Source organism: Polaromonas sp. (assembly GCF_041689105.1).
Lineage (GTDB): Bacteria > Pseudomonadota > Gammaproteobacteria > Burkholderiales > Burkholderiaceae_C > Polaromonas.
The window spans coordinates 1-12160 of sequence record NZ_JBDNGU010000139.1 but is presented as its reverse complement, the minus strand read 5'-3'; the positions used below and the strand labels follow the sequence as shown (position 1 = coordinate 12160).

Sequence of the window (12160 nt, the reverse complement as noted above, 5' to 3'; positions counted from 1 at the left end):
CACAAAACCACCGCAAAGACTGAAGAGCCCGATAAGCTTTGCTGGTACGACGCGGAAGGCAACCGTCACGAAGTGAAAGAGAATTATCCCGACCTGTGCACACCGGCGGAGTAGCCGGGTTTACATGGAAGAATTCGCCTGATTCACCGGAATATCCGTCTGGATTTCGAGGCAGAGCCCGCACCTTCCGGCGGCAGCGCAATGATTTGGCCGGTATGCAACATCTCACTCATGTCGATGCGCAACCCGTTGGGTCCTAGATTTTCTTGAGAGGAGCGTTGAAATAACTATGCCTAGAACAGTGCAGTGTATAAAGCTCGGGCGTCAAGCCGAGGGGCTCGATTTTCCGCCGTATCCGGGAGAACTCGGCAAGCGTATTTTTGAAAACGTCTCCAAGGAAGCGTGGAAAGCGTGGCTCGAGCAGCAAAAGATGCTGATGAATGAAAATCGGTTGAATCTCGCCGATGTTGCGGCGCAGGATGCACCTGTGGTGATGGTGCAGGGAGAGCAAAGGCAAAACGCAAGACCCCGATATTTTCCGTAGAGCGCATGTTTGGTTCTGGTCGTCCCGCTGGGACTTAACATTCGCAAGCGAATGTTAGCCCTCCGGCGCAACAAGTGCAGGCGTCACACTCTACCTGCTCAGATGGAGTAAAGTGCCTACGAACAGGCGAACAGGCGAACAGGCGAACAGGCGAGCGGGACTCCGGGCGTTAAAAATTACTACCTTGGGCCATTTGTCGTCTGCAGCAAGGACGGCATGAAGAGCATTATCGACGGCCAACAACGTCTGACTTCGCTTACGCTGTTTCTCGTCTTTCTCAACAACCTGCAAAAGGAACTTGGTGGTAAGGAATCCATTGAGCCACTGGTGTTTTCAGAGAAATACGGACGAAAGTCTTTCAATATCCAAGTGGAGGAGCGCAAAGTTTGTCTGGAGAAGCTGTTTCTTGAAGGCTGCTACGAAATTCAACCCGATGACGACGAATCGACCATAAACATGGCGAGGTGTTACGCCGACATCGGGGAAGCCTTTCCGGAAGAACTCAAAGACAAGGCATTCCCATACTTTCTCGACTGGCTGAAATACAACGTGATTCTTGTAGAAATTACCGCCTATTCGGACGACAACGCCTACACGATCTTCGAGTCGATGAATGACCTGGGGCTGAACCTGACCTCAACTGAGATGCTCAAGGGCTACATTCTGTCGAGATTCAAGGAACCGAAGGATCGTGAAAAGGCGAATATATTCTGGAAGGATTCCAACCAAACGCTTCATCGCTACAGTAAGGAGGAGGATCAGAAGTTTTTCCAGGCGTGGCTTCGGAGCCAATATGCAGACACCATCCGCCAAGGCAAGGTGGGTTCCTTCAACGAAGATTTTGAGAAGATCGGGACGCGCTTTCATAGTGAATGCGGCGTTGATCGTAGACACCGCGATATTAACGGCACTGCTCTTTATTCACTTCAACCATACAGCTTCTGCTGGCGCGTAGTGCTGTAAGCTTATAGTATTTGGGTAATCCGCGATATTAAGCGGCGGGAGAGTCAAGTGGTGGTGACACAAAATAAGCTAGTGGCAATATCGCCAATTGTCATAAAAGTGGCCAAGGCCATTAATTGGTGACTCATGGCGCTACATCCTGAATTTCCGAAATCGCCCTATGCCGAACTGCTGCCGGAGCAGCGCTGGTTTCCGGCGGCGGAAGAGCTTCGCAGTACCGCCTATGAGAAGTTGCTGCCGCCGCTGGTCGCCAAGATTCGCAGCGAGGTCACGGCGTGGCGGGACTCAGGCTATGCGGGCGCTTCCGACACATCACGCGCGCTGCTGAGCTGGTGGTTCGAGACCGAGCACATGGTCGAGCAAGCCGATGGCACGCTGTCGTCGTTCCGTTATTACTTCGCGCAGCGCGAAGCGGTGGAGACGGTGATCTGGCTACACGATGTGCGCAAGGTGCGGGACAAATTCGATTTACTGCGTTTCGACGCCTCGGGTGCGGTTTCTACAAATATGTTCGACGAGGACTGGCCGCGCTACGTTGTAAAGATGGCGACCGGCGCAGGCAAGACCAAAGTCCTGTCGCTGCTCATTGCCTGGAGCTTCTTTCACAAGCTTTATGAAACCGGCTCGACGCTCGCGCGCAATTTTCTCCTGATCGCACCAAACATCATCGTCCTCGACCGGCTGCGCGCCGACTTTGACGGACTGCGCATTTTCTTCAACGACCCCATTCTTCCGGACAACGGCCACCAGGGACGCAACTGGCGCGACGATTTCCAGCTCACGCTGCATATCCAGGACAAGGTGCGCGTGGTGCGTGATACCGGTAACCTCTTTCTCACCAATATCCACCGTGTGTATCTCGGCGACGTGCGCGAGCCTTCGCTGGATGATGACGACCTGCGCGACTACTTCCTTGATCCATTCGGCTCCAAGCCGATGGGCAAGACCACCGACAGCAAGACCGATCTCGGCGAGATCGTGCGCGAAATTGACGAGCTGGCGGTATTCAACGATGAGGCGCATCACATCCACGACCCAAAGATGGCCTGGTTCAAAAGCATCCAGGACATTCATCACCGCATGTTGCAGAAAGATGGCCGCCTTGCCCTGCAAGTGGATGTGACCGCTACTCCCCGTCACGACAATGGCGCGATCTTTGTACAGACCGTCTCGGATTACCCCCTGGTCGAGGCCATTTATCAGAATGTCGTCAAGCACCCGGTGCTGCCGGATGCCGCCAGCCGCAGCCGGCTACAGGAGAATAAGAGCGCGATCTTCACCGAACGCTACGAAGACTACCTGCAACTCGGCGTCGAAGAGTGGCGCAAGAGCTACGCCGAGCATGAGGCTCTGGGTAAGAAAGCCGTGCTGTTCGTGATGGTGGACGACACCCGCAATTGCGACGAGGTCGGCGCGCATCTTGAGAAAATTTGCCCAGAACTTGAAGGCGCGGTGCTCGTCATCCACACCAAAAATAACGGCGAAATCTCTGAGGCGGCCTCGGGCAAGAACAAGGAGGAGCTCGAAAGACTCCGCAAGGAAGCTAACGACATTGACACATGGAAGTCGCCGCACAAAGCCATCGTCTCGGTATTGATGCTCAAGGAGGGCTGGGACGTGCGCAACGTCACCACCATCGTGGGTCTGCGCGCCTATGTGGCCAAGAGCAACATCCTTCCCGAACAAACGCTGGGTCGCGGCCTGCGCTGCATGTATTTCGGCTCGGACATGCCGGAGACCGTATCGGTCATCGGCACGCTCGCCTTCATGGAATTCGTCGAGTCTATCCAGAGCGAGGGCGTCACTTTCGAGCGAGTGCCGATGGGCCATGACTCCGGCCGCAAGGATTCGCTTATCGTTGAGGTGGACACGCAGGACGCCGACAAGGACATTGACGCGCTGGACATCGAACTACCGAGACTTACTCGGCGCTTCAATCGCGAGTTCAAAGACCTCGATGCACTTGACCCCGCAAAATTCGGCAATGCCAAACTTCTGCTCAAGCACTTCACGCCCGAGCAAACGCGCGAGATCGTGTTCAAGACCATGCTCGACGCCGAAGTGCATCACACCATCCAGCTTGATGGTGCAGGGCCTGCCGACTACCGCTCCGTGGTCGGTTTTTTTGCGCGTCAATTATTAAAGGAGTTGCGACTCGTCGGTGGCTACGACATTCTTTACCCCAAGGTGAAGGCGTTCATGGGTGGGCATCTTTTTGCTGCATCGCCAGTCAATCTCGAAGACCCCGTAGTGCTGCGCAATCTCTCCGAGCCAGAGGCCGGGAAGATTTTGTTCGACTCGTTCAAAACCGCCATCAACGCGCTCACCATCCAGGACACCGGCTCGGTGCGCATTGAAGACTACATCCGCCTGCGCGACACGCGCCCCTTCCGCACCGAGAACCGCCCCTATCTCGCCCCGAAGAAATCGCTGTTCAGCAAAATTGTCGGTGAGCCGCACGCCGGTGGATTCGAGCTGACCTTCGCCGGTTTTCTCGATGCCGCGCCCGATGTTGCCGCGTTCGCCAAGAACTACCTCGCCGTCGGCTTCAAGATAGACTACGTCAAGGCCGATGGCGATCTCTCGAACTATGTCACCGACTTTTTCGTTAAAACCACCGACGGCACGGTCTGGATCGTGGAAACCAAGGGTCGGGTTGAACTTGATCTGCCGCAAAAGATGACACGCCTGCGCCAGTGGTGCGCGGACGCGACGCAGGCGAGCAAGGCAGAGGGCGGGCCGGAATACCGATTTGTATACGTCGATCAGCAAGGCTACGAACGCAACCCGCCTAAGAACTTCGCCGGGCTCGCCGCGAGCTTTACAGATTTTCAGAAAGACTGACGCGATGACGGATCACGACATCTCTCAGCCGGGCGTCCGTAAAATAGACCACTGCAACGCCAGCCTTAAGAGAGGGACAACACCATGAGCGAAGCACTCCCGGCAGATTCACAGGGCAAGATCATTGTTTTCGGTGCAAGCCAGATTCGCCGTGCTTGGGTTGATGAGCAGTGGTACTTCTCGGTGATCGACATCGTTGGTGCTTTGACCGACAGTGCCAGTCCGCCAAAGTATTGGGACGCCATGAAGCGGCGAGAGAAAGCGGGCGCTGGCGTTGACCTTTCTACATTTTGTAGAAAGGTGGCCTTGACCGGCGCAGATGGAAAAACTTACCAATCCGATGGCGTCAACACCGAAGCCGCCTTCCGCATCATCCAATCCATCCCCAGCCCCAAGGCTGAACCGTTCAAACGCTGGTTGGCCGAGGTCGGCTATCAGCGCGTCCAGGAAATCGAAAATCCAGAACTCGCCCAGCAGCGGATGAAGGAACTCTATAAAGAAAAAGGCTACCCGGACGATTGGATCGAAAAACGTGTTCGCGGCATCGCCGTGCGTGACGAGCTGACCAGTGAATGGCAGAAACGCGGCATTGCGGACCAGCAAGACTTCGCCATCCTCACCGCTGAAATCTCGCTAGCCACCTTCGGCGTTACGCCAGCGCAATACAAAAATCTCAAGGGCTTGCAGCGCGAAAACCTGCGTGACCACATGAACGATCTGGAACTCATCTTCACCATGCTCGGCGAAGCCGCCACCACCGAAATCGCCCGCAACAAAGACGCACAAGGCTTCGTGAAGAACAAGCGGGCAGCAAGGGCGGGCGGCTCCGTCGCGGGCAGCGCCCGTCGCCAGCTTGAAGCCAAGTCTGGCCGGAAAGTCATCACCTCAGAAAATTACCTGATCGACAAACCCAAGCCCAAACTGCCATCCAAGTTGAAAAACCCGAAGAAGACCTGACTATGGCCAAACCACCCAAAGAAGCCTACGACCTGACGGACGCCGAGAAGCGCGACCTCACCCAGCTCATCCAGCAGGGCAAACCATTGCCGGAGAAATACCGCTTCATCCTGTTCGAGGACAAGCGCGAGGTGGAGCTGGTGTGGAACGGCAAGAGCCGCGACGTGTGCACCACCGTGCTGCCGTTCCAGTCGCTGGAGCACGTGGACGAACCGCGCAAGGAAGCGCCGGAACTCGGCACGATAGACATGTTCGACACGCGTGGCCCCAGCTCAAGGGCTGGACCAACAAGCTCATCTGGGGCGACAACAAACTGATTCTCTCCTCGCTCAAGAGCGGCGCACTGCGCCGGCAGATCGAGGACGCGGGCGGCCTCAAGCTCATCTACATCGACCCGCCCTTCGACGTCGGCGCCGATTTCTCCATGGACATCGAAATCGGCGGCGAGACCTTCCACAAGGAGCCGAACCTGCTGGAACAGATCGCCTACCGCGACACCTGGGGGCGCGGGGCGGATTCATTTATTTCGATGATTTACGAGCGGCTGATTCTGATGCGGGATTTGCTGGCGGAGGATGGGTGCATATATGTACATGTTGGTTATCAGGTTTCGGATTTCGTGAAGTTGGCGCTTGATGAAGTATTCGGACGTCACTACTTCCTGAATCAGATAACTTGGCAGCGATTCGGTGCACACAATGACGCAGGTAGATACGGGAATGTGACCGAAACTATTTGGTTTTATTCAAAGTCCGATGGCTATTTCTTTTCACCACCACGCATCCCATTGACGGATGAATATATCGGAGAGCGTTTTATTGCTGAAACTGAAACTGGGCGACGTTTTTACCCTCACACCTTTACTGGTGCAGGTGCTGGCCCAGCGCGTAAATTTAGAGGCGAGCTACTAGATCCGCCGAAAGGGCGACATTGGGCACAAACGCAAGAAGGTATAGATGAGCTTGAAAGACAAAACCGACTGTATTACACAAGCAATGGGACTCCCTATCAGAAGAGTTATCTTGACGAGCAAGAGGGTCGGCCTATTCAAAACATATGGACTGACATTCGGATGACTAAGAGCGGTGCTGAACGTCTCGATTACCCAACACAAAAACCCGAAGCCCTGCTCGAACGCATCATCAAAGCCAGCAGCAACGAAGGCGATCTCGTCGCCGATTTTTTCTGCGGCTCCGGCACCACGGCGGCGGTGGCGGAAAAGCTCGGGCGCAAGTGGATTTGCACCGACCTCGGCAAGTTCGCCATCCACACCACGCGCAAGCGACTGATCGGCGTGCAGCGCGAGGCTAAGGATTCCGGCAAGTCGTTCCGCGCCTTCGAGGTGCTGAACCTTGGCCGCTACGAGCGGCAGGCTTATCTCAACGTCGGCGGTCGGCTCAGCGGCAAACAGAAAGAACAAGCGTTGGCGCAAAAGGAGCGCGAGTTCCGCGATCTCATCCTGCGCGCCTACAAGGCCCAGCCGCTGGAAGGCGAGAGTTTCTTTCACGGCAAGAACGCCGGACGGCTGGTGGTGATCGGCCCGATCAACCTGCCCGTAGGGCGGCTGTTCGTGGAGGAGGTCATCACCGAATGCCGCAAGCGCGGCGCCTCGCGCGTGGACATGCTCGCCTTCGAATTCGAGATGGGCCTGTTCCCCGCCGTACTCGAAGAGGCGAAGAGCAAAGGCATCGACCTGGTGCCGAAGCAGATTCCCCCCGAGGTGTTCGACAAACGCGCAGTCGAAAAAGGCCAGGTAGTGTTTTTCGACATCAGCTTCATCGAAGCCACGCCGCGCTACAACAAGAAAGATAAATTCACTCTCGCCATCGAGCTGACCGATTTTTCCGTGTACTACACCCAAGGCGCGATGGAAGCCGCAATCGCCAACCTGAAGGAAGGCAAGAGCCAGGTGGTGTGCGAGGCCGGACAACTCTACAAAATCGCCAAGGACAAACAGGGCGTACTCACCCGCAACAAACTGACCGGCCTCTGGACCGACTGGGTGGACTACTGGGCGGTGGACTTCGACTACATGAGCCGCAAGGAAATCATCAAGGTGGCGAAGGATGCCGGAGTTAACGACGTCATTCCCACGGAAGCGGGAATCCAGAACGCCGGCAAAACTCTGGACTCCCGCCGGAGCCTGCCCTTGACTTCGATCGGGGGCGGGAGCGACGGTAGCGGGGATGGTGAACTGGAGTTCGAAGAACGCTGGACCGGCGGCTTCATCTTCGAAAACGAATGGCAGAGCTTCCGCACCCGCAAGAACCGCGAGCTGGAACTCACCTCCGCGTCGCACACCTACACCAAGGCAGGCCGCTACACCGTGGCCGTGAAGGTGATAGACATTTTCGGCAATGACACCATGACGCTGGTGCCGGTGAGTGTGGGGTGAATGTGAATACTCGACTAACTCAGATAAGGAAGCGCACTTCGAACTATTGGGCTCCTAGATTGATTCAATGGCGGCTTCTTGTCGCAATTTTCACTAACCGACTTTGTGCTTGGATAGCTGGTGCTGTCGTCAGCCTCTTTGGATGCTCAATCGCCGCTAGTGTGCTCTTTATTCCCCAAATTCGTAGTGCCGCAGACGAATTTCAGCCCTTGGAAGCAATTCTTTCACAGCTCGGGGCGACGTATGGAACAATTCTCGCGCTCGTTCTGACGCTTTCAATTATTCCAATACAACGGGCTGGCGAGGTATGGTCACCGTCGATCATTCGCTTCTACCGTCGAGACCCAGTTACATACGTTACGTTCGTGTTGCTTGGCATTTTTTGTGTAGTGAGTTTCTTGCTCGCGGTGCGCGGACTTGCAGGGTTGCCGGTCAGCATCGTGCTTGCATTCTCTTTGGCAATTCTAGGTATCAGTCTTGACCTGCTTCGGTGGTATCACGGGCATGTATGCCAACTATTGGATCCGACTTATGCGGTGGGATTGGCTCTGAAGCATGTGAGGCAAGTTATAGATGAAGAAAAAACGCTTGTTACGCGGGTTGCCCGGCTTCAGCATCAGGTGCTCAGTTCAGCGCAACAAAGCCAATGTTCCGCCGAGGACATCGAAGCTACTATCTATCCTCTCATTCGCGGATATCCAAACTCCATCAATTCATGGATTAACGATCTAGCAGAGATAACAATTAAAGCGGTAGCCCGTGGCGAAAAGCTACTAGCCAAAACCGCGATATTCGCCATTGCCGACCTGACCATCCATTACCTGTCCTCTCGAAAGCACAATTTGACGCTAACGCAAGCGCCAGAAGCAATGTTTTTGGTAATGACATCGGATGTGAGCATCGTCACAGATCATGCTTACGAAGCGTTGCAGGAAGTAAGCCGCACGGCGGCGGTACAGAGTGATGAATCTACGGCTATCCGTGTGTCGGAGGCGTATCAGGCAATCGCCATTCATGCAGCTAAGCTAGAGGCCCGCGCTTTTCGCGAGCATACTGCGCCGCTAACGTTTGCTCCGATCTACTACGCTTTGGCTTGCGTCAAATATGCACAGGCCAAAGGGCTTGACGAGGTGGCGTTCCAGACAGCGGCCATCCTATCCAGAATTCCACGCGCGGCACCTAAGGATGTTGCGGAGACCGATATTCATATACCGGTAATCGATGGGCTCTTCGACATCGCGATGTACCTGTATGGGAAGCGCAGCCATGCGCTTGCAGAGGAGGTCAATGGTCATCACTTCACCATTCTTGCCCATATGCTTCAGCGGGAGGACTACTACTTCAAGGACACGCTGCGCCACGTGTTGGAAAAGATTGAGGTTCTAGCGCCGCTCGCAATTCTCAACGAAGCAATGGCAGGTCGCTTGAGCATGGTGCAGCCACTAGGGAAGGCATACGGACTGATCAATCAGACTTCGCTCGGCTACATCTTTGATCAGGCTGCTGCCACCTTGCCGAAAGTAGAGGCTGATCGCGAATGGATCAATCCTTACCATGATCTGATCGACATCTCAGACATTATTGCGGACCATCTGCGTAAGATCGCCGAAAACAATGAGTTCGGTGAAAGCTTCCTGATTTGGGAAATCGACAACCTCATCAAGCATATTGCGATCACGATTGAAAGGTTAATTGATCAGCCTCTTCGGACGGACCACGGCGACGAGAGCGCATTGATCGATAAGTTTCTTTGGATACTGGCGTTTTACTGGGTGGCGTTCAAGGGCAAGAAGAGCATTAGCAAGCGTCGGGCTGACGACTGCGGCGATTCTCTAGTATTTATCGGCCTACTATTTTTCGCACGAGGCCACCCAGAGGTACTCCGCGCAAGCATTTCGAACATTCGGTCCATCTTGGATTCCTATTGCGAAATTGCTCAACCGCCAGATTATTACGCCATCGGTGACATGTTTGCCCATTTGTGGGGTATCCGAATGGTTCTGGTCGCTAGGAACAATGCGGCGATTACTCAGGTAGTAGATCAGGCTCTAAATACCAAGCCGGCTGCTCTGACAGATGAGCGGTGGCAGGCAGCCCAGAACGCAATACTGCTTCGCCGAGGTCAACTTGAGGAGCGCTTGGCGGAAAGGACAGATCGCTTGCAGTCGGATAACGCTGAAGCACTTCTACGTCGATTGCTGCGAGAAGCGCAGTGAGCGGCAGCCTGCGGGCGCAATAACCGCAGGGCATTGCGCCGCATGTAAATAATCAAAATACTCCCAAGATGCGGGACAATAGGAACAGGAGGTATAAATTATGGCTGCCGACATCACGTTTGAACTTGCTTCGCTGCGTTTCGATGGCAAGCGGTTCGAAGGCCACGCGCTTGACGTGGAGTGCACGCAAGAACTGATCGCTTACCGTACTTTGATTCTTGAGTGCGCCAAGGAGTTGTGGCGGCGCAAGAATCAAGGTCGTGTGCGGCTTCCCAAAGGCTTCGAGGAAGGTTTCCGGTTGCAGTTCAACAGACTTGATCCGGGTTCTGCGGTCGTTCCGCTGCAACGAGTTCGCGTGGCTGACCAGTCTGAACTGGACTTTGGCAATTTGGATGAGTTCGACGAAGCAGCCGACTTGATAGACGCGGCGATCACCGCCGCGAACGAGGATCAGTTGTTGCCGGACGCGCTACCCTCCAATGTGATCCCGTTATTTCGTGATTTTGGTAAATCGTTGCGCGCCGATGAAGTGTTGTTTACCCGTTCGCGCCACGGCTCCAAGGATGCAGCCTACACCGCAAAAGCCCGTAAACGGCTGGCCGAATGGGTCGGGGAGACTTACGAGGATGTAGTGGATGTAATTGGAGAGGTTCGCATGGCCAACGTGGGGCCTGGAAATTTCACGCTCCAGCTTGAGAAAGCGGAGACCTTGGTGGGCGGACGCTTCAGCCCGGAACAGGAAGCGGAAGTTCTTGATGCGCTCCGCAATCACCGGGCTGTGCGTTTGCGCGTGCAAGGAACGGCAGAATTCGCAACAAGCGACCGGCAGATCAAGCGGTTTTCACGGGTGGATAAAGTGGAGACTGCGGTGCTGTCGGATCAGGAATTCGATGAAATGGCGGTTCCAATCTGGGAGCAACTGGCTGCAATCGGTGAATCGGCGCCTCTAGGTGCATGGGATTCTGTTCCGACAGACCTGTCGAAGCGCATTGATGACATTGTCTATCGCTCTGATTCGGGGGCCAAGTGAAAGTCGTGTTCGCAGACACCGGCTACTGGGTGGCGCTACTCAACCCGAACGACCCGCTACATGGGAAGGCTATCGCTACTTCAAAGGGGCTTGGGAAATTCCGGCATTTGACAACGGAGATGGTGTTGGACGAGCTCATGGCAGCACTTTCCCAGTTGCCTGTGCGAGCGCTTGTTACCCGCGGTGTTGAAGCTATTCGCGCGAACCCGAATGTGGAGGTCGTACCGTAAACTTCCATCCAGTTCCGGGAAGCTTTCGAATTGTATAAACGGATGGCAGATAAGGAATGGAGTCTCACAGACTGCGGGTCATTTGAACTTATGAAGGCGCGAGGAATCTCGGAGGCTTTAGCTCACGATCGGCACTTTGAACAGGCGGGTTTGATAGCGCTGCTTCGAAGCTGAATTGAACACGCTCCGCCGAATGATAGGCGGTAAAACGAACCGCGCAATGAGTAGACCTATGACAAACCGACTAGCCCTAGAAACCTCCCCAACTGTCGCAACGCTCGACGATCTTGCCAAGTTGGCAAACTACTCGCTCATGGACACGCTCAACTGCGACCCTGACGCGACAGCAAACGGAGCCGACCACGCGCCGCGAGAAGTCTTTACGGGCCACTATGTCCCCGTCAATCCCACGCCAATCAAAGACCCCGAGTACGTCGTGCACAGCAAAAGTTTTTTCCGCGAACTTGGCTTCGCCGACAGCATGGCGCAGTCAGCCGACTTCGTCCGCATGTTCTCCGGCGACATCTCGCACGTTCCGGAGCCGATGCGCAAGGTTGGTTGGGCGACTGGGTACGCACTTTCCATCTTCGGCACTGAATACGACCAGCAGTGCCCGTTCCAAACCGGCAACGGATACGGCGATGGTCGCGCAGTTTCCGTGCTTGAGGCCGTCATCAACGGTAGCCGCTGGGAAATGCAGCTGAAGGGTGGCGGCCGCACGCCATACTGCCGCGGCGCGGACGGTCGCGCCGTTCTGCGCTCGAGTGTCCGGGAGTTCCTGGCACAGGAGCACATGCACGGGCTCGGCGTGCCAACATCACGGTCTCTGAGTCTGTACGTGTCGAAAACGGAGACGGTCAAGCGGCCGTGGTACTCGGAGGGCTCGCACTCGCACGATCCCGACATGCTTATATCGGAGGCAGTCGCCATCTCGACGCGCGTCGCACCGTCGTTCATTCGGGTCGGCCAACTCGAGCTCTT

The 12160-nt window shown here is 55.3% G+C and carries 7 protein-coding genes and 2 pseudogenes; all 9 read left to right on the top strand.

Annotation, left to right across the window (positions count from 1 at the left end):
• Nucleotides 1-289 precede the first annotated feature (289 nt).
• Nucleotides 290-478, top strand: a pseudogene (locus ACESMT_RS14605) (oxidative damage protection protein); the annotation flags it as partial.
• Between the two features lie 249 nt (nt 479-727).
• Nucleotides 728-1507 (top strand): annotated as a pseudogene (locus ACESMT_RS14600) (DUF262 domain-containing protein); the annotation flags it as partial.
• Between the two features lie 126 nt (nt 1508-1633).
• Nucleotides 1634-4351: a DEAD/DEAH box helicase gene (locus ACESMT_RS14595; protein WP_372827319.1), complete on the top strand. Its 2718-nt coding sequence runs from the start codon at nt 1634-1636 to the stop codon at nt 4349-4351.
• 84 nt (nt 4352-4435) lie between these two features.
• Entirely contained in the window at nt 4436-5308 is an 873-nt protein-coding gene (locus ACESMT_RS14590; RefSeq protein ID WP_372827318.1) for a Bro-N domain-containing protein, read from the top strand.
• A 2-nt stretch (nt 5309-5310) separates the two neighbouring features.
• A complete protein-coding gene (locus ACESMT_RS14585; protein ID WP_372827317.1) occupies nt 5311-5625 on the top strand; it encodes a hypothetical protein in 315 nt (104 codons plus the stop codon).
• Between the two features lie 107 nt (nt 5626-5732).
• Nucleotides 5733-7703, top strand: coding sequence for a DNA methyltransferase (locus tag ACESMT_RS14580; RefSeq protein WP_372827316.1), 1971 nt, complete (start codon nt 5733-5735; stop codon nt 7701-7703).
• Between the two features lie 209 nt (nt 7704-7912).
• Nucleotides 7913-9919, top strand: a complete 2007-nt coding sequence (locus ACESMT_RS14575; RefSeq protein WP_372827315.1) for a hypothetical protein — start codon at nt 7913-7915, stop codon at nt 9917-9919.
• A 100-nt stretch (nt 9920-10019) separates the two neighbouring features.
• Nucleotides 10020-10949 (top strand): hypothetical protein, encoded by a 930-nt coding sequence (locus ACESMT_RS14570; protein WP_372827314.1) that lies wholly within the window; start codon nt 10020-10022, stop codon nt 10947-10949.
• A gap of 462 nt (nt 10950-11411) precedes the next feature.
• A partial coding sequence (locus ACESMT_RS14565) for a protein adenylyltransferase SelO family protein (protein WP_372827313.1) occupies nt 11412-12160 on the top strand: 749 nt, incomplete at its 3' end.

Excerpts from the sequence above, each read along its gene's own strand:
- ACESMT_RS14595 (WP_372827319.1), top strand. The coding sequence starts at position 1,634 with ATGGCGCTACATCCTGAATTTCCGAAATCGCCCTATGCCGAACTGCTG.
- ACESMT_RS14590 (WP_372827318.1), top strand. The coding sequence starts at position 4,436 with ATGAGCGAAGCACTCCCGGCAGATTCACAGGGCAAGATCATTGTTTTC.
- ACESMT_RS14585 (WP_372827317.1), top strand. The coding sequence starts at position 5,311 with ATGGCCAAACCACCCAAAGAAGCCTACGACCTGACGGACGCCGAGAAG.
- ACESMT_RS14580 (WP_372827316.1), top strand. The coding sequence starts at position 5,733 with ATGGACATCGAAATCGGCGGCGAGACCTTCCACAAGGAGCCGAACCTG.
- ACESMT_RS14570 (WP_372827314.1), top strand. The coding sequence starts at position 10,020 with ATGGCTGCCGACATCACGTTTGAACTTGCTTCGCTGCGTTTCGATGGC.